This is a genomic window from Corynebacterium frankenforstense (genome assembly GCF_030211955.1).
In the GTDB taxonomy this organism is placed as follows: domain Bacteria; phylum Actinomycetota; class Actinomycetes; order Mycobacteriales; family Mycobacteriaceae; genus Corynebacterium; species Corynebacterium frankenforstense_A.
The window spans coordinates 67,176-88,243 of record NZ_JASODI010000007.1 but is presented as its reverse complement, the minus strand read 5'-3'; the positions used below and the strand labels follow the sequence as shown (position 1 = coordinate 88,243).

The 21,068-nt window shown below is 71.2% G+C and carries 19 protein-coding genes; 6 read left to right on the top strand and 13 right to left on the bottom strand.

Translation table 11 applies throughout. The features are described from left to right. Positions 1-21: 21 nt before the first annotated feature. The gene (locus QP119_RS05185) at positions 22-846 is read right to left on the bottom strand and encodes an HNH endonuclease family protein (protein WP_284774147.1); all 825 of its coding nucleotides are present in this window, start codon (positions 844-846) and stop codon (positions 22-24) included. Positions 847-985: 139 nt separating this feature from the next. Here QP119_RS05185 and QP119_RS05180 point away from each other — a divergent pair, with 139 nt between their 5' ends. Then, positions 986-2,059 (top strand): glutathione S-transferase family protein, encoded by a 1,074-nt coding sequence (locus tag QP119_RS05180; RefSeq protein ID WP_284774145.1) that lies wholly within the window; start codon positions 986-988, stop codon positions 2,057-2,059. 7 nt (positions 2,060-2,066) lie between these two features. Here QP119_RS05180 and QP119_RS05175 read toward each other — a convergent pair whose 3' ends face one another. Then, positions 2,067-2,936, bottom strand: coding sequence for a LysR family transcriptional regulator ArgP (locus QP119_RS05175; RefSeq protein WP_284774143.1), 870 nt, complete (start codon positions 2,934-2,936; stop codon positions 2,067-2,069). A gap of 181 nt (positions 2,937-3,117) precedes the next feature. Between QP119_RS05175 and QP119_RS05170 the strand changes: the two genes are divergently transcribed. Next, entirely contained in the window at positions 3,118-3,957 is an 840-nt protein-coding gene (locus QP119_RS05170; protein ID WP_284774141.1) for a LysE/ArgO family amino acid transporter, read from the top strand. Positions 3,958-3,973: 16 nt separating this feature from the next. On the opposite strand, the gene QP119_RS05165 is transcribed toward QP119_RS05170, so the two are convergent. From QP119_RS05165 to QP119_RS05150, 4 genes are all read right to left on the bottom strand, one after another. Next, positions 3,974-5,047: an aldo/keto reductase gene (locus tag QP119_RS05165; RefSeq protein WP_284774140.1), complete on the bottom strand. Its 1,074-nt coding sequence runs from the start codon at positions 5,045-5,047 to the stop codon at positions 3,974-3,976. 139 nt (positions 5,048-5,186) lie between these two features. Then, on the bottom strand, positions 5,187-6,608 hold the full coding sequence (locus QP119_RS05160; RefSeq protein ID WP_284774138.1) for a YkvI family membrane protein: 1,422 nt from the start codon (positions 6,606-6,608) through the stop codon (positions 5,187-5,189). A 329-nt stretch (positions 6,609-6,937) separates the two neighbouring features. Then, positions 6,938-8,443, bottom strand: a complete 1,506-nt coding sequence (gatB, locus tag QP119_RS05155) for an Asp-tRNA(Asn)/Glu-tRNA(Gln) amidotransferase subunit GatB (RefSeq protein ID WP_284774136.1) — start codon at positions 8,441-8,443, stop codon at positions 6,938-6,940. A 22-nt stretch (positions 8,444-8,465) separates the two neighbouring features. Beyond that, on the bottom strand, positions 8,466-9,353 hold the full coding sequence (locus tag QP119_RS05150; protein ID WP_284774133.1) for a LysR family transcriptional regulator: 888 nt from the start codon (positions 9,351-9,353) through the stop codon (positions 8,466-8,468). Between the two features lie 88 nt (positions 9,354-9,441). On the opposite strand from QP119_RS05150, the gene QP119_RS05145 reads away from it, so the two are divergent. Continuing rightward, positions 9,442-10,401 carry a hypothetical protein gene (locus QP119_RS05145; RefSeq protein WP_284774131.1) on the top strand — a complete coding sequence of 320 codons (960 nt, stop codon included), beginning with the start codon at positions 9,442-9,444 and terminating at the stop codon, positions 10,399-10,401. Positions 10,402-10,502: 101 nt separating this feature from the next. Here QP119_RS05145 and QP119_RS05140 read toward each other — a convergent pair whose 3' ends face one another. The 6 genes from QP119_RS05140 to gatC form a co-directional block, all read right to left on the bottom strand. Next, positions 10,503-11,504, bottom strand: coding sequence for a bile acid:sodium symporter family protein (locus tag QP119_RS05140; RefSeq protein WP_284774129.1), 1,002 nt, complete (start codon positions 11,502-11,504; stop codon positions 10,503-10,505). 196 nt (positions 11,505-11,700) lie between these two features. After that, a complete protein-coding gene (locus QP119_RS05135; RefSeq protein ID WP_284774126.1) occupies positions 11,701-12,825 on the bottom strand; it encodes a hypothetical protein in 1,125 nt (374 codons plus the stop codon). A gap of 346 nt (positions 12,826-13,171) precedes the next feature. Continuing rightward, positions 13,172-14,203 (bottom strand): 6-phosphofructokinase, encoded by a 1,032-nt coding sequence (locus tag QP119_RS05130; protein ID WP_284774124.1) that lies wholly within the window; start codon positions 14,201-14,203, stop codon positions 13,172-13,174. Positions 14,204-14,213: 10 nt separating this feature from the next. Then, positions 14,214-14,993 carry a siderophore-interacting protein gene (locus QP119_RS05125; protein ID WP_336620413.1) on the bottom strand — a complete coding sequence of 260 codons (780 nt, stop codon included), beginning with the start codon at positions 14,991-14,993 and terminating at the stop codon, positions 14,214-14,216. A gap of 125 nt (positions 14,994-15,118) precedes the next feature. Beyond that, positions 15,119-16,594 (bottom strand): Asp-tRNA(Asn)/Glu-tRNA(Gln) amidotransferase subunit GatA, encoded by a 1,476-nt coding sequence (gene gatA / locus QP119_RS05120; RefSeq protein WP_284774122.1) that lies wholly within the window; start codon positions 16,592-16,594, stop codon positions 15,119-15,121. A 4-nt stretch (positions 16,595-16,598) separates the two neighbouring features. Then, a complete protein-coding gene (gene gatC / locus QP119_RS05115) occupies positions 16,599-16,895 on the bottom strand; it encodes an Asp-tRNA(Asn)/Glu-tRNA(Gln) amidotransferase subunit GatC (RefSeq protein WP_075663982.1) in 297 nt (98 codons plus the stop codon). Between the two features lie 211 nt (positions 16,896-17,106). Here gatC and QP119_RS05110 point away from each other — a divergent pair, with 211 nt between their 5' ends. Further along, entirely contained in the window at positions 17,107-17,778 is a 672-nt protein-coding gene (locus QP119_RS05110; RefSeq protein ID WP_284774120.1) for an ACT domain-containing protein, read from the top strand. Positions 17,779-17,787: 9 nt separating this feature from the next. On the opposite strand, the gene ligA is transcribed toward QP119_RS05110, so the two are convergent. Beyond that, positions 17,788-20,007: an NAD-dependent DNA ligase LigA gene (gene ligA, locus QP119_RS05105; RefSeq protein ID WP_423777760.1), complete on the bottom strand. Its 2,220-nt coding sequence runs from the start codon at positions 20,005-20,007 to the stop codon at positions 17,788-17,790. Here ligA and QP119_RS05100 point away from each other — a divergent pair. After that, entirely contained in the window at positions 19,982-20,653 is a 672-nt protein-coding gene (locus QP119_RS05100) for a 3'-5' exonuclease (protein WP_284774116.1), read from the top strand. The two genes, ligA and QP119_RS05100, sit on opposite strands and share 26 nt — an antisense overlap. Positions 20,654-20,780: 127 nt before the next feature. Further along, the gene (locus QP119_RS05095) at positions 20,781-20,990 is read left to right on the top strand and encodes a heavy-metal-associated domain-containing protein (protein WP_284774114.1); all 210 of its coding nucleotides are present in this window, start codon (positions 20,781-20,783) and stop codon (positions 20,988-20,990) included. The last annotated feature ends 78 nt before the right edge of the window (positions 20,991-21,068 follow it).

Sequence of the window (21,068 nt, the reverse complement as noted above, 5' to 3'; positions counted from 1 at the left end):
GATTAGGCGGTGAACACCTTCTCACGGGGCTGCCGCGCGGGAGGGGCAGCGCCCGAGTTCACGCTCGAGCGCGTCCTTCTCCGCCGGGGTCACCCACAGCCCGTAGGCCGCCTTCACCTCGACCTGGCGGGTGGCGTAGTCGCAGCGGAAGGCCTTGTTCGGTGGCTGCCAAGTCGCCGCGTCCCCCGCGCCCTTGGACTGGTTTGCCGAGCCGTCGACGGCCAGGAGGTTGCGCGGGTCGTTGGCGAAGTTGCGCCGGGTCTCGGCGTCCCAGAACTGGGCGCCGGTCTCCCACGCGTTGGCCAGGGCGACCACGTGGTCGATGTGGATGCGCGAGGCCTCGTCGGTGCCGCGGTCGAAGCGGCGCACCTCGCCGGTGTAGGGCTCGTCGAGCAGCCCTGACTGCGCCACGCACCCGTGCGTGCCCGGGCGCACCTCGAGCTCGCGCAGGTCGCGGCGCAGGATGTCGTTGCGCGTGTCGCAGCCGTTGTGCCCGAACTCGACGGTGACGTCGTCGCTCCACCGCTGCCCGAACTCCTCGCGCTCGTAGCCCGTGCGCGGCGCCTTGCCCTTGACCTCCAGGCCCGCGAGCAGCGCAGAGACACCGTCCGCCTCCTCGCTTTCCGACGTCGACGGCCTCGGGGTCGCCGTCACGCTCGGCGCGGGCCCGCTTTCCGACGTCGCGTCGGCCGGCGTCTCCGTCACCGTCACCGTGGGCTGCGTGGCCGTCGCCTGCGCGGCGGTGGTCTGCACCTCGCGCTCGGCGCCCGGGGGCGGGGCGTCCTTGGCCGCGATGACCAGGGAGAGGACGAAGACCGCGGAGAGCGCGGTGAGGAACTTCTTCATGATGAATAGAACGTTAACAACGCCGCGCGACGCGCGGCACCACCGCCCGCACGACCGTTCGATCACGCGCACATCCCTTGCAGGCGCGACGTCGTCAAGCTATCTTTGTTGACATATCACCTAGAAGGGAGTCTGCACCATGGCACACGACGAGGACTGGGCCGGCGACGCGAAGAACGCCTCCCCGGACGGCGAGTTCGTCCGCGACACGACCTACATCACCGACCGCCTGACCGCCGACTTAGCGCCGGGCTCCGCGCCGCGCGCCCGCGAGGACGGCGCCTTCGACTGGCCGGTCGAGGCCGGCCGCTACCGCCTGATCGGCGCCAGGGCCTGCCCGTGGGCGCACCGCACCATCATCGCCCGGCGCCTGCTCGGACTCGAGGACGCGATCTCGCTGGGGCTGGCCGGACCCACCCACGACAAGCGCTCGTGGCGCTTCGACCTGGACCCCGAGGGCGTGGACCCGGCGCTCGGCGTCCCGCGCCTGCAGGACGCCTACCTCGCCCGCTTCCCCGAGTACCCGCGCGGGATCACCGTGCCGGCGCTCGTCGAGGTCGCCAGCGGCAAGGTGGTCACCAACGACTTCCCCACCATCCCCGTCGACTTCAACGACCAGTGGCGCGGGCTGGCGCGCGAGGGCGCGCCGGACCTCTACCCCGCCGAGCTGCGCGAAGAGATCGACGCGGTGGCCAAGCGGGTCTACACCGAGGTCAACAACGGCGTCTACCGCTGCGGCTTCGCCGGCTCCCAGGAGGCCTACAAGTCCGCCTACCACCGGCTGTGGACGGCACTGGACTGGCTCGAGGAGCGACTGAGCGGGCGCCGTTACCTGGTCGGCGAGCACATCACGCTCGCGGACATCTACCTCTACCCCACCCTGGTGCGCTTCGACCCCGTCTACCACGGCCACTTCAAGGCATCGCGCAACAAGATCACCGAGATGCCCGCACTGTGGGGCTACTTGCGCGACCTGTGGCAGACCCCCGGTTTCGGCGACACCACCGACATCCTCGAGATCAAGCAGCACTATTACGCGGTGCACACCGACGTCAACCCCACTGGCGTCGTGCCGCTGGGCCCGGACATGACCGGGCTGAACACCCCGCACGGGCGCGAGGAGCTGCCCGGCACCCCCTTCGACGAGGGCGTGACCCTGCCCGGGCCGGTACCCGCGGGCGAGGAAGTCAAGAACCCGGACTTGTCCGCCTAGGGCAAGCTCAGTCCATCTCGGCGGCCGCGGCGACGACCGCGTCGGTCAGCTGACCGAGCACCCGGGACTCGAGGCGCCAGCACTGCCAGTACAGCGGCACCTCGAGCACCTGCTCGTCGAGGGCGACCAGCTCGCGCTCGAGCAGCAGCGGGCGGGCCTGCGGCTCGGGCAGAAGCGCCCAGCCGAGCCCGGCCCGGGCTGCCTCGACGAAGGCCTCGGAGCTGGGTACGTGACTGATCCGGCGCCGCCGCGGCACGCGCCGGCCGAGCCTGCCGGTCAGGTCGTCGTCCTGGAGCGCGTCGGTCGGCCCGAAGCGCAGCGCCGGCATGTGCGCCCAGTCCATTCCCTCGTGCGTGGAATAGCGCGCCCGCAGCTCCGGGGTGGCCACCGCCCGGTAGCGCATCACCCCGAGGGCGACGACCTCACAGCCGGACACGGCCCGCGGCTCGCGGGTGACGGCCCCGATGACGTCGCCGCGGCGCAGCAGCGCGAGCGTGTGCGCCTCGTCCTCGACGCGAAGGCGCAGCGCGACGTCGCCCCAGGCGGCCGCGGCGGCGAAGACGGGGCGGAACCAGGTGGCCAGCGAGTCGGCGTTGACGGCCATCGACAGCGGCACGCGCGCGAGCCGACCGCTGAGCTGCGACTCGGCCTCCGCCTGCAGCAGGGCCATGCGGCGGGCGGCCTGCACGAGCACCTCACCGGCGTCGGTCACCCCGACCGGGCTGGTGCGGCGCACGAGCACGCGGCCCGCGTCGCGCTCCATGGCCTTGATCCGCTGGCTGACCGCGGACGGTGTCACGCCGAGGGCCGCGGCGGCGGCCTCGAAGCTGCCCTCCTCGACCAGTGCGAGGAGGGTCTCCAGGTGCGTCGGGTTCACCCGAGCCAGCCTAGTGCATCCACAGGTGTGATCTCTGACATAGATCGGCGCCGAGGCGGCGGCGCCGCGACCGCCCGGCCAGCGCGAAAGGGTGCGCCCGGACTGCGCAGTTAAGCAGTTCTTCACCAGGTTCAAGATGCTTACCTGGACTTCAATGTGCCCCGGCGGCACACTAAGGCCCATGACCACGTCCGCGACCTCCATCGTCCTCGCCGGTTTCCTGCTGGGCATCTCGCTGATCGTCGCGATGGGCCCACAGAACATCCTGCTGATCAAGCAGGGCATCCGACGCGAGGGCATCACGGCCGTCGTCCTCGTCTGCTTCTTCTCGGACGCGGTCCTCTTCGTCGCCGGCGTGCTGGGGGTGGGCAAGCTCACCGAGGCCTTCCCCGCCGCGCTCGACGTGCTGCGCTGGGTGGGCGCGGCCTACCTCTCCTGGTTCGCCTTCACCTCCTTCCGCGACTGCCTGCGCCCGAAGAAGGAGCGCGAGCAGCCGCTCTCCGTGGTCGAGGAGGCCGAGCCGGAGGCGGTCGCCGCCGAGGGGTACGCGGCGACCACGGGCACCACCGTGAGTTCACGCACGACGGTGAGCGGCGCGGCGTCGGAAAGCGGCGACACGGTCGACGGCAACTGCACCGGCTCGACCGCGGTGGGCACCCGCGAGCGGGGCCCCGCCCCGCAGGGGCCGCGCGACGCGGGCGATGACGCCGGGCACGGGGCCGGCCACCGGCCGGTCTGGCTCAAGCCGATGCTCGCCGCGATCGCGCTGACCTGGCTCAACCCGGGGGCCTACCTGGACAGCCTGGTCATGATCGGCGGCATCGCCCACCAGTACGGCGACCCGGGCGCGTGGTGGTTCATCACCGGCTGCCTGGGGGCCTCGGCGGTGTGGTTCGTCGGCGTCGGCTACGGTGCCGGCCTGCTGTCCGGGCCGCTGTCCAGCCCGCGGGTGTGGCGGGTGCTCAACGGTGCCTTCGGCGTCATCCTCGTCTTCCTGGTCTGGCGCCTGGTCACCATGTGACGGCCCCGCCGCTGACTCAGCGGTGGGTGCGCGAGGCCGTCGCACCGGCCCAGATGTTGATGCCGGCGTCGTGGGCGGCTGCGTCGATCTCGGCGAGCTCCTCCTCCCTGAACTCGAGGTTGCCCAGCGCGTCGATGTTCGCGTCGAGCTGTTTCACCGAGGACGCGCCCACCAGCGCGGAGGTCACCGTGGCCTCGCCCTGGTCGCGCAGGATCCAGGCGATCGCCATCTGGGCCAGCGTCTGCCCGCGCTTCTCCGCGATCCCGTTGAGGCGGCGCACCATCGCCAGATTGTCCTCGCTGAGCATCTCGGAGCTGAGCGACTTGCCGGCCGCCGCGCGCGAGTCGGCGGGCACCCCGTCGAGGTAGCGGTCGGTGAGCAGGCCCTGTGCCAGCGGCGAGAAGGCGATGACCCCGAGCCCGGAGCCGGCCGCCGCGTCGAGCAGGTTCTCGCCGGCCTCGCCGGGCTGCTCGACCCAGCGGTTCAGGATCGAGTAGCTGGGCTGGTGGATGGTCAGCGGGCAGCCCTCGCGCTCCATGATCTCCACGGCCTCGCGGGTCAGCTCGGGCCCGTAGGAGGAGATGCCCACGTAGAGCGCCTTGCCCTGGGCGACGATGTCGCGCAGCGCGCGCATGGTCTCCTCCAGCGGGGTCTCCGGGTCCGGGCGGTGGTGGTAGAAGATGTCGACGTAGTCGAGCCCGAGGCGCTTGAGCGAGGCGTCCAGCGAGCTGACCAGGTACTTGCGCGAGCCACCGAAGCCGTAGGGGCTGTCATTCATCACCCAGCCGGCCTTCGAGGAGATGATCAGCTCGTCGCGGTGCCCGGCGAAGTCGCGGGCGAGGATGCGCCCGACGTTCTCCTCGGCCGAGCCGTTGGGCGGGCCGTAGTTGTTGGCCAGGTCGAAGTGGGTCACCCCGCGGTCGAAGGCGCGGTGCATGATGGCGGCCTGGCGGTACAGCGGCTTGTCGTCGCCGAAGTTGTGCCAGAAGCCCAGCGAGACCGCGGGCAGCTTCAGCCCGGAGCGGCCCACCCGGCGGTAGGGCATGTCGTCGTAGCGGTCACTTCTCGGTTGATAGGTCATGGGACCCATTGTCCCCGTCTGCGCACTTCCTGTCGACGTCTCCACGCGCGGCGTCGGAAAGCGGAAACGGGCGCCGGGAATCCGATCGATTCCCGACGCCCGCGGCGTCACCGTCTGCGTGCCGGTGACTGCCCGGCGCGAGGTTGCGCTACTTATTGCCGACGGCGTGCGAGCCGTCATCGCCGGTCCCCGCGCCGTCGGTGGTGGTCTCTGCCGTGGTGTCAGCGTCTGCCTCAGCGTCGGCCTTCCCGGAGTCCTCGAGCGAGAAGTCGGACTTCTCGGACTCGTCGAGCAGTTGGGCGACCTTGCCCTCCGGCTCGTAGTCGACCTCGTCGTCGTTGAGCAGGTCGTCCGCGACCTCGACGACGATGGTCTCGCGCAGGGAGTCGGACGTGACCGAGGAATCGTCCAGTGCCTCGTCGAGCTCCCTGGCGTCTGCGCGGCTGAACTCCTCGTCGGGGTGCTCGCGGTTGTAGGCGAGCTCGTAGATGCGCTCGCGGCGGGTGATCTCCTCGTAGATGCGCTTGCGGTTCTTGATCCACCAGGCGACCAGGACGACGACGAGCGCCATGCCCAGCCAGCCGATGATCGGGTAGACGGAGCTCATCAGAGAGTCGAAGCCGACGAAGCTGACCACGTAGCCGATCAGGCAGAGCACGATGTAGTACGGCCGGTAGCGGTTCTCCTGGCCGACGGTGATGCGCTTGCCCAGCGCGTAGAACATGCCGATGCAGGTGTTGAAGATCATCGCGAAGATGACCAGCGACATCAGGAAGCCGGCGATCGGGTGCATGTTCTCGAACATCGCGAGCATGGGCACGTCGGAGTCGCCGACGGCGGCCATGTTCAGGTACAGCGAGGACGCGGCCATGAGCATCAGGACCATGTAGAGGATGCCGCCGGACAGCCCGCCGACGCCGGCCTCCTTCGGGGAGGCGTAGTTGCCGCCGATGACCAGGCACATCGACACGCCCAGGATCAGGGCGAGGCCGCAGTAGTTCAGGGCCGAGAGCCACCAGGGCGAGATCGGCGAGTCCTGCTGCAGGGCGACCTCGTTGAGGAGGGAGAAGTCACCGGGCAGGTTGAACATGGTGTAGACGAAGACGACGACCACGGCGACGATGATCGCCGGGGTGATAGCGGAGATGACCTCGCTGACCTTGTCGACGTCGAACATGCCGACGAAGATCACCAGGGCGGTCATGATGCCCGAGCCGAGCCAGGCCGGGATGCCGAACTGCTGCTCCACGTTGGAGCCGGCGCCGGCGAGCATGACGAAGCCGAAGGCGAAGAGGGTGACCATCACGGAGATGTCGAGGAACTTCGACACGACCGGGTGGGCGACGTTACGGAAGACGCGGTTGTGCTGGTCGGCCAGGAAGTAGCTGCCCAGCTGCAGGATGACAGCACCGGCGACGGACATGATCACACCGGCCATCAGCGCGCCCCAGAGCCCGGCGGAGCCGTGCGAGAGGAAGTACTGGATCACCTCCGCCCCGGTGGCGAAGCCGGCGCCGACCAGCAGGCCGACGAAGGCGAGTGCGATGGAGATTGTGCGTCTGACGTTCACTGGGGTGAAGAGTCCTCGTACGACCCCGCCCGCGGGTCGCTATAGGGAACAGAAACAGGCGTCGTCGGCGCGGCGGGCTCCCGCGCAACCTGGCTCACCATAGCGAGGCCCCCATGAAACACCCAGTTAACACCACGGATTTGAGTAGGTTTGGTAGGCCTATCCACCGTTGTGACCAGTGACACCGACACTCATATTGAATTTTGTAACAATTTGATAACGCGCCGCTCCCGGGCGGGCGCGCGGAGACCACATAAAAGCGCCCTGATACGCGGGAACCCGGCGCCCCCGCGCGGTGCCAGGGCCGCCGGGCGGGCGGCTATTCGGGCCTAGCTCAGCTTCTTGGCGATGAGCTGGTTGACATGCTTCGGGTCGGCCTTGCCGCGGGTGGCCTTCATGACGGCGCCGACGATGGCGCCGGTGACCTTCTTGTTGCCGGCGCGGTACTTCTCCACGATGTCCGGGTTGGCGGCAAGGGCGTCGTCGACGGCCTTCTCGATCGCGCCGTCGTCGCGGACGACCTCGAGGCCGCGGGCGGCGACGACCTCGTCGACGTCACCCTCGCCGGCGATGACGCCGTCGACGGCCTGGCGGGCCAGCTTGGTGGTCAGCTTGCCCTCGCGGACCAGCTCGGCCACGCGCGCCACCTGCTTCGGCTCCATGCCGACGGCAGCCAGCTCGACGCCGGCCTCGTTGGCCTTGCCGGTCAGGTAGGAGCCCCACCAGGAGCGGGCCTCATCGGCGCTGGCGCCGGCCTCGACGGTCTCGACGACGAGGTCGAGCGCGCCGGTGTTGACCAGGTCGCGCATCTCCTCGTCGGAGAGCTTCCACTCCTCCTGGATGCGCGCGCGGCGCACCCAGGGCAGCTCCGGCAGGCTGGCGCGGATCTCCTCGACCCACTCGCGCGGGGCGATGACCGGCGGCAGGTCCGGGTCGTTGAAGTAGCGGTAGTCCTCGCTGGTCTCCTTCGGGCGGCCCTTGGCGGTCGAGCCGTCGGCCTCCTGGTAGTGGCGGGTCTCCTGGACAATCTCCTCGCCGTTCTGGATAGCGGCGGCCTGGCGCTGCATCTCGAAGCGGATGGCCTGCTCGACGGACTTCAGCGAGTTGATGTTCTTGGTCTCGGTGCGGGTGCCGAACTCCTCCTGGCCGATCGGGCGCAGGGAGAGGTTGGCGTCGCAGCGCATCGAGCCCTGGTCCATGCGGGCGTCGGAGACGCCGAGGGCCTTGACCAGGTCGCGCAGGGCGGCGACGTAGCAGCGGGCGACCTCGGGGGCGCGCTCGCCGGCGCCCTCGATGGGCTTGGTGACGATCTCGATGAGCGGCACGCCGGCACGGTTGCAGTCCACCAGCGACTTCGTGGCGCCGCGGATGCGGCCGCCCTCGCCGCCGATGTGGGTCAGCTTCCCGGTGTCCTCCTCCATGTGGGCGCGCTCGATCTCCACGCGCCACTCGGTGCCGTCGTCGAGGACGACGTCGAGGTAGCCGTCGTGGGCGATCGGCTCGTCGTACTGGGAGATCTGGTAGTTCTTCGGCTGGTCCGGGTAGTAGTAGTTCTTCCGGGCGAAACGCGAGGAATCGGCGATCTCGCAGTTGAGCGCCAGACCGATCTTGATGGCCCACTCCACGCCCTTGGCGTTGACCACCGGCAGGGCGCCGGGCAGGCCCAGAGAGGTCGGGTCGACGTGGGTGTTCGGCGCGGCGCCGAAGTGGGCGGACGAGGCCGAGAACATCTTGGTCTCGGTGGCCAGCTCGACGTGGACCTCCAGGCCCATCACGGGATCGAAGGTCTCCAGGACCTCGTCGAAGTCCATCAGGTCATACATCGCGGCAGTCATGGTCACACAGTCTAGCGCCCGGTCACCGCACGGTGCGCGCGGCGTCGAGAAGCAGCGCCACCGCGCCGCGCGGGCGCCCGCCCCGGCGCCACACCGCACGGATCGGACGGGTCATGGCCACCCCGTCGACGCGCACGGCCCGCAGGTCAGCCGCCCCGGACAGCGCGGCGGCCGGCACGATGCCCGGGCTGCCCAACGCGCGCACGGCCGCGGGCAGCGCGGCCTGCTCGGCCAGCTCTGCGCGCGGCGGCACCAGGGGCCCCAGGCGGGTCTCGGCGACCTCGCGGCTGCCGGAGCCGGTCTCGCGCACGATCAGCGGGGTGGCCCGCACCGTCTCGCGGTCCACCTCTCCCCCGGCCCAGGGGTGCCCGGCGGGCACGGCGAGCACGAGCTCGTCGACGGTGACCACGGCGACGGTCAGCTCGCCGGCGGCCGAGGCCGGCACGCTGAGCGACTCGATGAAGCCGAGCGTGGTCTCGCCGCGGGCGACGGCCTCGGCCACCGCGCGCGAGTTACCGCCGTCGACCCGGAAGCGCAGCCCGGGGTGGCCGGACCCCGCGGCGGCGAGCCAGCGTGGGATGTAGTGGTCGAGCACGGTCTGCGAGGCGGCGACGTGCGCGATGGCGTGGTCGGGGTCGCGCTGGGCCTCGGTGACCTCGGCGAGCTCACGGGCGGACTCGAGCACCCGGCGGGCCTGGCGGATGATGTCCGCGCCCACCGGGGTGGGGTACGCGCCGGTGGGCGTGCGGTGGAAGAGGGTGAGCCGGCAGGCCGCCTCGGCGCGGCGCACCCGCTCGGAGACGGCCTGCTGGCTGGTGTCCAGCCGGCGCGCGGCGGCGCCGAAGGAACCCTCGTCGGCCACGGCGACGAGCACGGCCAGCGAGCGCAGGTCCGGGATGGCGTCAAGCATGCCAGGCAGTCTAGCCACAAGGGGTGCTTGTGGGTGCCCAAAATTTCATTCGTTCCAATTCCTGCGCCACGTGCAGATACTGGTCGGCATGCACCTTCCCGCCGTAGGCCCCGCATGGTTCGGCATGCTCATGGGCACCTCGATCCTCGCCTCCGCCACCTACGCCCACGGGCTTCCCGTGATCGCCTGGCCGGTGCTCGTGCTCGCCTGGGTCGTGGCCGTGGTGCTCCTCGGCGGGTTCGGCTGGCGGCTGGCCCGCCGCCCGCACGAGCTGGCCGAGGACCTCGCCCCGGCCGCGCTGTCCTCCTGGGGGATGCTCGGCATGGGCGTCATGGCGCTCGGCCAGGCCACCGGGCTGATCATCGACCACCGCTGGGCTTGGTGGGTCGACTTCGCCTGCTGGGTCGGGGGCACGGCGGTCGGCTTCGGCTTCCTGGCGCTCATCGCGATCAACTTCAGGAGAATGCAGCCGCCGGTCTTCGCCCACGGCCTGGTGCCGGTGACCCCGATGGTCTCCGCGGCCGCGGCGGCGGGGCTGGCCGAGCACACCGTCTTCCCCGCCTTCATGGGCGTGGTCGCGGTGATCTGCTTCATCGTGGCCGCGGGCGTGGCCCTACCGCTGTTCGCGGTGGTCTACGCGCGCACGCTGCCGGGCTTTCCGCCGGTGGGCGCCTCGTGCACCGCGTTCATACCCCTGGGTGTCTGCGGGCAGTCCACCTTCGCCGCCCAGCACATCTCGGCCGTCCACGACGCCTGGCACGGCCCGGCGCTGGTCTGGGGCACCGTGATGCTCACCCTCGCCGTCGTCCTGGGGACTTACGCGCACGTGACCGTGGCCCGCGGGCTGCGCCACGGGATGGACTTCCACCCCAACTGGTGGGGCCTGACCTTCCCGGTGGGCACCTGCGTGATGGGCAGCCACCAGCTCGCCCTGGTCACCGGCGCGGCCGGTTGGGAAGTCTACTCCGTGATCGCCCTGGTGCTGCTCGCCGCCAACTGGCTCTTCGCGGCCGGGGCCACCGGCCGGGCCCTGCGTAACCTGGGCTGAGGCGGTACCCCGCCCCCGCACCCCGCGCCCGCCGCAGGCAGGGCAGGCGCGCAAGGAAAACGCCGCGCCCGAGGCAGGCGCGGCGTCGGAAATTCAACGGGTCAGTCGGCGACGACGGGCGCGGGCTGCGCCTCGGTCTCCGCCGGGGTGTGCGCGGCGTGGTCGTGGTCGACGCGGCGGCACAGTGCGGCCACGAGCGCGCCGGACAGGTTGTGCCAGACGGAGAAGACGGCGGCGGGCAGTGCGGAGAGCGGGCTCATGTACTGCGCGGCCAGGCCGGCGGCCAGACCGGAGTTCTGCATGCCGACCTCGATGGCCATGGTTCTCCGGGCGCGCTCGGGCTGGCCGGTGAGACGGCCGGTGGCCCAGCCGAGCAGGTAGCCCAGGCCGTTGTGCAGCACGACGGCGAGGAGCACGGTCAGCCCGGCAGTGGTGATCGCGTCGCGCGAACCGGCCACCACGATGGCGACGATGGTCGAGATCGCGGCGACGGAGACCCACGGCATCGCGGGCAGGACGCGCTCGACGAGTCCGCCGGCGAGCTTGCGCACGACCAGGCCGAGCACGACGGGCACGAGGACGACCTGGACGATGGACCAGGCCATCTTGCCGGCGTCGACCGGCATGTACAGACCGGCCAGCCACAGGGTCAGAAGCGGGGTGAAGACCGGGGCGAGCAGCGTAGACACACTGGTCATGGTCACCGAGAGGGCGACGTCGCCGCGGGAGAGGTAGCTGACGACGTTGGAGGAGGTGCCGCCGGGGGCGCATCCGACGAGGATGACGCCGGCGGCGATCTCAGCGGGCAGACCAAGCAGGTGGACGACGATCACGGCGACGGCGGGCATGATGACGAACTGCGCCACCACGCCGATGAGCACCGGGAGGGGGCGGCGGGCGACGAGGATGAAGTCCACGCCGCGCATGGTCAGCCCCATGCCGAACATGATCACGCCGAGCAGGTAGTTCGTCGCCGGAGCCAGGGTGCGGGCGGCCTCGGGGAAGGCGAAGCCGACCAGACCCCCGATAATGACGAGGACGGGAAAGCCGAGCGCGGCGACGTAGGCCGCGCGATCCTCGCTTGGTCTGTTCCGAGTAGCCATGTGCCGATGTTAATTCCGCGCTGTGCGTTTCCGGAATTTTCGACCCCGGTGACCTGGGCGGTCATTGTTCAACACGCGGCCGTTTCCCCTGGTCTAAAACAATTTTGCCGGCCCAAGGTACAGCGGGGGTGGGCCACCCCCGCTGCGGTGCGGGCGATGCCCGGTCGGGCAGGCTGCTGTCCGGCGCCCGCGGGTCTCAGTTCTTCTCGACCAGGCCCGCGCGCTCCAGGATTTTCCGGTAGGGCGTCACCGAGACCGGCTGGCCCTGACGGTAGCGGCGCCACTGGCGCTTGGCCTCGGCGGCGATCAGGGGGCGGATCTCGCGGTGGAACTCGTCGAGGCGGCCGAGCAGGAACGCCCGGTTGGCCCCGAAGGCGAGGTGGTGGGCGCCCTCGTTGAGCGGGTGGCCCAGGTGCCCGGGCACCCAGCGAACGACGGCCTTGCCGCGGGTGCCCTTGGGCGGGGCGGTGGTGGCCACCGTGTCCGCGCTGTCGGCCAGCAGCAGCGGGGCGGATGTGCCGGAGCGGCGCCGCATGACGGTCAGCGCCCAGCTGAGCGCCTCCTTCTCGGCGCGGTTGCTGGTGCGCGCGTGCGGGAACTGCTTGACCCGGCACCAGCCCTCGGAGTTGACCACCGCGCCGAAGATGGCCTGCGGGCTGCCCTCGTCGAGCAGCGATGCGTCCACGGCGGCGACCACGCGGCCCTCGTAGCGCTCCTCCAGGCCGGTCACGCCCACGGGGTAGCCCCACTCGTCGTAGGTGACCTTGCCGGCCGCCCCGCGCGGGCGTCGCCCTCCGCTCAGGGCGCTCAGGCTCCGGTCCTGCTCGGGCATGCGGGCAACCGCCAGCGCGAGGGCCGGTGCGGCGGCCCGGCCGCGCTCGAGTGCGCCCGGGGTGGCGATGGTGTAGCCGTAGAGCAGGTTGCCCACGATCTGGTGGACGCGCAGCCCCATGGCGCGCAGCTGGTCGCACGCCCGGGTCCACTCGGCCAGGATCGACGTCAGGCTCGCCCAGATCGGCTCGCCGTCGCGGCGGCGCTTGCGCGAACTGCGCCACTCGTCGATGCGCAGCACGTTGAGCCGGCGCCCGCGCCGGAAGCGGTAGGGCGAGGGGTCGCACACGCGCCGGGTGGACCACCACCACTCGTCGCCGTCGATCAGCGTGACGGCGCTAAAGCGCATCTCGACCTTGCCGCGGCGGTTACGGCCCACCGCAAAGCCGGCAGAGACGGAGTAGACGGTGCCCTCCGGGCCCTCGGCGGGCCCTCCGGTGAGCGCGACGGGCAGGGCCTCCTCGGGCACGCCGCTGGTGGCCTCCGGCACGGGGGTGCGTCTCTTGACTCCCCCGCGCCCGCGCGAGCCGCCGTGCAGCTCGCCGGCCTGGGGCTTATCCCCGGATCCCCGGGCCCGCTCGGGCTTCCGACGCCCGGAGCGCTGCGGATCAGACGTGCGCGAATCCGACTTCCGCGCCCCGGGCCACCCGCGACCCCCGTTCTCCGGAGTCACCGAAGCCCGGCCGCGCCCACGACCGCGTCTCCCCCGGCGGCCGCGGCCACGCCTGCGCGAGCGGGCACGCCCTGAGTCACCTCTACCCGAGGCCCCTTCTTCCGGCGTCTTCGGGTCCTGCTCCGCCGGCCGCTGATCCGGATCAGCCAATCAGCTCAGCCACTCAGCCGAACATCGCCTGGGCGGTGCGGTAGCGCTCCTCGGGCACCTTCTTCAGGTGGCCGACGGCCTCCTCGAGGTCGACCAGCTCGATGTTCTCGCCGTGCAGAGCGACGGTTTTGCCGAACTGCCCGGCCTCGACCGCACGAACCGCGCCGACGCCGTAGCGGGTCGCCAGCACGCGGTCGAAGGCGGTCGGGGTGCCGCCGCGCTGGATGTGGCCCAGCACGGTGGTGCGCACGTCGTGGCCGAGGCGCTTGTGGATCTCGTCGGCGACCTGCTGGCCGATGCCTGTGAAGGTCTTGTGGCCGAACTGGTCGATCTCGCCCTCGCGCAGCTCCATGGTGCCCTCGGCGGGCAGCGCGCCCTCGGCCACGACGATGATGCCGTACTTCTCGCCGAGCTGGAAGCGACGCTCCATGGCCTTGCACACGTCCGCGATGTCGAAGGGCACCTCGGGGATGATCGTGTAGTGCGCGCCGCCGGCCATGCCGGCGTGCAGCGCGATCCAGCCGACGTGACGGCCCATGACCTCGACGATCATCACGCGGTTGTGCGACTCGGCCGTGGTGTGCAGGCGGTCGACGGCGTCGGTGGCCACGGCCACGGCGGTGTCGAAGCCGAAGGTGAAGTCGGTGCCGTTGACGTCGTTGTCGATCGTCTTCGGCACGCCGACGACGGGGATACCGTTCTGGGCGAGCCACTGCGCGCCCTTGAGCGTGCCCTCGCCGCCGATCGGGATCAGCGCGTCGATGCCGGCGTCCGCGAGGTTCGCCTTGATCTGGTCGATGCCGGCCTTGAACTTGTCCGGGTGCAGACGGCCGGTGCCCAGGATGGTGCCCCCACGCAGCAGGAGGCGGTCGATGAACTCGTCGTCGTAGAGCTGGACGCGCCGGTCCTCGAGCAGGCCGACCCAGCCGTCCTCGTAGCCGACGACCGTGGACCCGAACTCGGAGTTGGCCGTACGCACGATTCCGCGGATGACGGCGTTGAGTCCGGGGCAGTCACCGCCGGAGGTGAGAGTGGCAATACGCATGGCTCACAGTCTAACGGTTGCCCGGCACGCCCGCCGCCTCGGCGGCCTCGGCCGCGGCGGTGAACTCGCGCTTGGAGGCCTGCCACTCGTCCTCGACCATGCCGAGGCGCCAGTAGCCGGAAATGCTCACCCGCCCGCGCGGCACGCCGGCGTCGACGAAGAGGAATCTGCGCATTTCACGCACCATTTCGGCGACCCCGTGCACGAACCACTCGCAGTCCTCGCCCGCGTCGGCGCCGGCGGCGCGCACGGCCTCGACCAGGCGGGTGCCGGGCGTGGCGTCGCCGCGGTGCACCCAGTGCACGCGCACAGATTCTCTCACCGGCAGGGCAACGTGGGTGTCTTCACCGGAGACCTCCAGGAAGACATCCGCCACGTCTTCGTCGGAGAGATTTCCGACGCCCGCCGCCACCGCCGGCAGTGCGGATTCGTCCCCGACGAAGACATGACGCGCCGCGCCGGGGCGCGGCGCCCAGGTCCCTCCGGGGCCTGCGAAGGGGATGACCTCACCGATCTCGGCGCGCTCGGCCCAGGGCCCGGCCACCCCGTCCGCGCCGTGGACGACGAAGTCGATGTCGAAGGCACCGTTGTCGGTGTCGATCTTGCGCAGCGTGTAGGTGCGCAGCTCAGCCGGATCATCTCCGGCGAGAGGCGCTCGCGCCCGGTCACCGTCGCCGGTGTCGCGCGCCTGCTCTTCCTTCTCCGGCCGGCACCGCCCGGCCGCGGCGCCTGGGCCCTCGCCTGGGACTGGGTCTCGCTCACGGGAGCCTCCTTTCGATTGGAAGGCCACCCTACCCTCACAAATTAGAAAGCGCCCGTGGGGCCCGGCCGGCCGCCGGACGCGCCGCACACACGCCGGGTACGCGACGACCCCGGGGTGTGCTCCCCGGGGTCACGCGCGACGTCGGCAATCTCTTACTTGCGGCCGGCCTCGAAGGCGGCGCCGACGCGGTAGAGGCGGTCGTCGGCGAAGGCCGGGGTCATCAGCTGCAGGCCGACCGGCAGGCCGGTGTCGGAGGCACGGTCGCCCGGCAGCGACATGCCCGCCTGGCCGGCGAGGTTCAGCGGCAGGGTGCACAGGTCGAAGGCGTACATCTCCAGCGGGTCCTCGACCTTCTCGCCCAGCTTGAAGGCGGTGGTCGGGGTGGTCGGGGTGGCCAGGACGTCGACCTGCCCGTAGGCGCGGGCGAAGTCCCGGGCGACCAGGGTGCGCACGCGCTGGGCCTGCAGGTAGTAGGCGTCGTAGTAGCCCACCGACAGCGCGTAGGTGCCCAGCATGATGCGGCGCTTGACCTCGGGGCCGAAGCCCTCGGCACGCGAGATGGCCATGACCTCGGCCGCCGAGTGGCGCCCGTCGTCGCCGCCGCGGTGGCCGTAGCGCATGCCGTCGAAGCGCGCCAGGTTCGAGGAGACCTCGCACGGCATGATCAGGTAGTAGGCGTTGAGCGCGTCCGCGAAGCGCGGGCAGTCGACCTCGATGAGCTCGGCGCCCTGGCCCTCGAGCTGCTTGAGCGCGGCGCGGTAGCTCTCCACCACGCCGGGCTGGAAGCCCTCGCCGCCGTTGAGCTGGGCGACCACACCGACCTTGACGCCCTTCAGGTCGCCGTTCGCGCCCTGGTGGGCCGCGGCGACGACGTCCGGGACCGCACGGTCGACGCTGGTGGCGTCCATCGGGTCGTGGCCGGCGATGACCTCGTGCAGCAGCGCGGCGTCGAGCACCGAGCGCGCGGCCGGGCCGACCTGGTCCAGCGAGGAGGCGCAGGCGATCAGGCCGTAGCGGGAGACCTGGCCGTAGGTGGGCTTGACGCCCACGGTCTCGGTCAGGGCCGCCGGCTGGCGCACCGAGCCGCCGGTGTCCGAGCCGATGCCGATCGGAGCCTCGTTGGCGGCCAGGGCCGCCGCGGTGCCGCCGCCGGAGCCGCCCGGGGTACGGGTGGTGTCCTGCGGGTTCTTCGTCGGGCCGTAGGCCGAGTTCTCCGTCGACGAGCCCATGGCGAACTCGTCCATGTTGGTCTTGCCCAGGATCGGGATGCCCGCGGCGCGCAGGCGCGCGGTCACGGTGGCGTCGTAGGGGCTCAGGTAGCCGTCGAGCATCTTCGAGCCGGCCGTGGTCGGCGCGTCCGTGGTCACCAGGTTGTCCTTGAGGGCCAGCGGCACACCGGCCAGCGGGGAGGCCGGCTTCTGGCCGGCGTCCAGGGCCTTGTCCACCGCGTCGGCGGCGGCCAGGGCGGCCTCGGAGCCGACGTGCAGGAAGGCGTGGATGTCCCCGTCGACCTCGGCGATGCGGTCGAGGTGGGCCTGGGTGACCTCACGCGAGGAGACCTCGCGGTTGTGGATCTTCTCCGCCAGCTCGGCGGCGGTCATGGCGGTCAGGTTGGTCGCTTCGCTCATCTGACTACTCCTCCCCCAGGATCTGCGGGACGACGAACTGCTCGTCCTCGGCGTTGGGCGCCTGGTCGACGGCCTGCTCGGCCGTCAACGAGGGCTTGACCTCGTCGGGGCGCATCGCGGTGGTGATCGACTGGGGGTGGCTCATCGGCTCCACGCCCTCGGTGTCGACCTGGCGCACCTTGGAGACGGTCTCGACGATCTGGTCGATCTGGGTGGCGAAGTGCTCGATCTCCTCGTCACTCAGCGCCAGCTGCGAGAGCTTCGCCAGGTGGGCGACCTCCTCGCGGGAAATGTCAGGCACGTGCAATCCCATCCTTCGCTCGACTGACCGGCCGCGCCGGTCCCTTTCTGACCCTGGCCATCCTAATGCACCCCGCCGCCGGTGCCGGGACAGGCCGTGGACAAATCCCGCCGGGGCGCCGGGCGCTCCGTTATGATCGGGGGCCGAACGATTCCTCTTATCTGTGCGTCCCGGCGCGCCCGCGCCCGGGACAGACCGAAAGGTCGACCCCATGTCCTACCTGATCCGCGTGCTCCTCCCCGACGAGCCCGGCAGCCTCGGCGAGCTCGCCCGCTCGCTCGGCCGCTCCGGCGCCAACATCAACTCGGTGGACGTCGTCGAGACGCTTCCCGACGGCACCGTCATGGACGACATCGTGGTGACGGTCCCCAAGGACGTGATGGCCGACGTCATCGTCTCCGCCGCGCAGGACGCCGAGGGGGTGCTGGTCGACTCGATCCGTCCGTTCGCGGGCCGGGTGGACCGCCGCGGGCAGATCGTGATGCTTTCCGAGGTCGCCGAGCACGCCGACAATCCGCGGCGCGCCCTCGAGGTGCTCGTGGGCGTGCTGCCGCGCTCGATGAGCTCGACCTGGGCGCTGGTGCTGCGCGCGAGCGCGCCGGTGACCCGGGTGGCCGCCTCGCAGGCGGCGCCCGCCGACGACGGGCGGGCACACGAGTCGATCCCGGTCAGCGCGCCGCGCATCCTCAACCCCGACACCGAGGACTGGATCCCGGAGACCTGGTCACTGCTCGACTCCGTGCTGGCGGCAGCTCCCCTGCCGGGCACCGACTTCGTGGTCGTGGTCGCGCGCACCGCAGGCCCCGACTACCTGGCCGGCGAGGTCAGCCAGCTCGGCCACCTGGCCAAGGTCTGCGGCGCGATCCTCTCGGCCGCCGACTAGGCGGCCCGGCTACTCGCTCCCGGCCTCGGCGTCCTCCGCCACGGCCTCCCCGGCCCCGGCCACGGCCTCGGCGCCGCCGGCGAGCAGCCTCTCGAAGCCGGCCTCGTCGAGGACCGGCACGCCCAGTTCGCGCGCCTTGGTCTCCTTCGAGCCCGCACCGGGCCCGGCGACGACGAAGTCGGTCTTCTTCGACACCGAGCCCGCCGCCTTGCCGCCGCGGGAGATGATGGCCTCCTTGGCGGAGTCGCGGGAGTAGTTCTCCAGGGTGCCGGTGACCACCACGGTCAGGCCCTCGAGGGTCTGCTCGGCGGTCTCGGCTGGCTCCTCCTCGACGGTGACCCCGGCCGCGGCCCACGCCTCGACGATGCGGCGGTGCCAGTCGACGGCGAACCAGTCCTTCACGCTCTGGGCGATCACCCCGCCCACGCCGTCGATCTGCGCCAACGCCTCCACCGCGGCGTCGTCAATCGCCGTCAGCGAGTGCAGGCGCGAAGCCAGGGCGCGCGCGGCGGTGGGGCCGACGTGGCGGATGGACAGCGCGACGATGACGCGCCACAGGTCGGTCCCGCGCGCGGTCGCGAGGTTCCTCAGCAGCTTCTCGCCCTGCGCGTTCACCGAGCCGTCGTTCTTCGTGTAGACCTGCGAGCGCTTCAGGGCCTCCTCGTCGAGGTCGAAGAGCTCGGACTCGTCGGCGATCACGGCGTTGCGGATCAGGTCCTGGGCGCCGCGCTCGCCGAGCGCCTCGATGTCGAAGGCGCCGCGTCCAGCCAGGTACTCCAGGCGCGCGGAGAGCTGCGCCGGGCAGTGCCTGGTGTTCGGGCAGCGCCAGTCGGCGTCGTCCTCCTTCTGCGGGGCCAGGCGCGTGCCGCAGGCCGGGCACAGCGTGGGGAAGACGAAGGCGCGCTCGGTGCCGTCGCGGCGGTCGGCGACGGGCCCGAGGACCTCGGGGATGACCTCGCCGGCCTTGCGGATGACCACGGTGTCGCCGATGAGCACGCCCTTGCGGCGCACCTCGGTCTGGTTGTGCAGGGTGGCCATCGCGACCGTGGAGCCGGCGACCTTGACCGGTTTCATCACGGCGAAGGGGGTCACCCGCCCGGTGCGGCCCACGCCGACGCGGACGTCGAGCAGCTCGGTGGTGACCTCCTCGGGCGGGTACTTGTAGGCGATCGCCCATCGCGGCGCGCGGCTGGTCGCCCCGTAGGAGCGCTGCTCAGCCAAGGAGTCGACCTTGACCACCAGGCCGTCCATCTCGTGCAGGGCGTCGTGGCGGTGGTCGGCCCAGTAGGCCACCCGCTCCTGGACCTCCTCGTGCGAGTGCACGGGGCGCGTGTACGGCGAGACGGGCAGCCCCCAGGCCTCGAGCGCCCGGTAGGCCTCGTGCTGGGACTCAGGCGCGAAGCCCTCGCGCGCGCCGATGCCGTGGCAGATCATGCGCAAGCGGCGCTTGCGCACCTCCTCCGGGTTCTTCTGGCGCAGCGAGCCGGCCGCCGCGTTACGCGGGTTGGCGAAGGGCTTCTTCTCCCGGGCGACACGCTCGGCGTTGATCTCGGCGAAGTCCTCGACGGCGATGAAGACCTCGCCGCGGATCTCCACCATCGCCGGCACCGGGAACTCCCCGGTGGCGGCCAGCTCGTGCGGGATGTCCTCGATCACGCGGGCGTTGGCGGTGATCTCCTCGCCGACGCGGCCGTCGCCGCGGGTGGCGGCGCGCTCGAGCACGCCGTCGCGGTAGATCACGTCGATCGACAGCCCGTCGATCTTCAACTCGGTCAGGTAGGTCTCCGCCGGGGTGCGGGTGAGCCAGTCGTCGAGCTCCTCGGCGGAGAAGACGTTGTCCAGCGAGTACATCTGCTCGGGGTGCTCGACGTCGGCGAAGGTGCCGTCGGTGGGCGTCGGCGCGCCGACCTGCATGGTCGGACTGTCCGGCACGGCGAGCTCGGGGTGGTCGGCCTCGAGCTCCTGCAGGCGGCGGAACAGCGCGTCGAAGTCGGCGTCCGGGATCTCCGGTTGCTCGTTGTAGTAGAGCTCGCGGTGCCGGCGCACCTCGTCGGCGAGCCGCTGCCAGGTCGCGCGGATGTCGGTGTCTGTCTCAGTCACGGGCACCGAGTCTAGCCGCGCGGGCACACCGGGCCGCGCCGCCCGACGCGTGCCCTGCGCCGCGCCGCGGGCTCTGTCGCACCCGCCCGCTAGGGTGGGCGACATGACGAACTTCGACCCGGCGGCCATGCTCTCCTTCGACCTGGAGACCACCTCGGCGAACCCCCACGAGGCGCGCATTGTCACCTCCGCCATGGTGCGCATCGACTCCTCCGGCGCCCACCCCAGCGAGATCCTCGCCGACCCCGGCGTCGAGATCCCCGAGGGCGCGCAGAAGGTCCACGGCATCACCACCGAGTACGCCCGCGAGCACGGCCGTCCCCACGACGAGGTGCTCGCCGAGACCGTCGAGACGATCCAGGACGGCTGGCGCGACGGGCTGAACCTCATCGTCTACAACGCCACCTACGACCTGACGGTGCTGCGCCACCTGACCGGGGACTTCACGGTCACCGGCACGGTCTACGACCCGTTCGTCATCGACAAGATCAAGGACCGCTACCGCAAGGGCCGCCGTCGGCTCTCCGACCTGTGCGAGCACTACGGGGTGCGCATCGACAACGCCCACGAGGCGACCTCGGACGCGCTGGCCGCCGCGCGCATCGCCTGGAAGCAGGTGCGTATCTGGCCCGACCTGGTCGAGATGGACGCCGAGGAGCTCATGGAGTTCCAGGCCGTGGGCTACCACGAGATCCAGACCGAGTTCCGCACCTACCTCGAGTCCCGCGGGCGCGACGCCTCCGGGGTGACCACCTCCTGGCCCATGCAGGGCTGACGCCCTTTCAATTGCCGACGTCGCGCCGCGCCCCTCGGTGCGCCCCTCCCCGTGGCGAGACATACCCCCAGGGGGTATAGTCCACAGGTGGAGAAAGTAATCGGCCCCTCACCCGGAAAGGATCCCCATGGCCACCCAGAACTACACCGTCACCGGCATGACCTGCGAGCACTGCGAGAACGCCGTGCGCGAGGAGGTCGGCGAGCTCACCGGCGTGACCGCCGTGGACGTCTCGCGCACCGACGGCCACCTGACCGTTACCGCCGACACCGAGGTCGCCGACGCCGACGTACTCGCCGCCGTCGAGGAGGCCGGCTACACCGCCGAGCGGGCCTGAAATACCGACGCGTTCGGAGCTCGAGGCGCAAACCCACCTCCGCGACACCGCACCTCGACGCTGCGACACGACCTCACA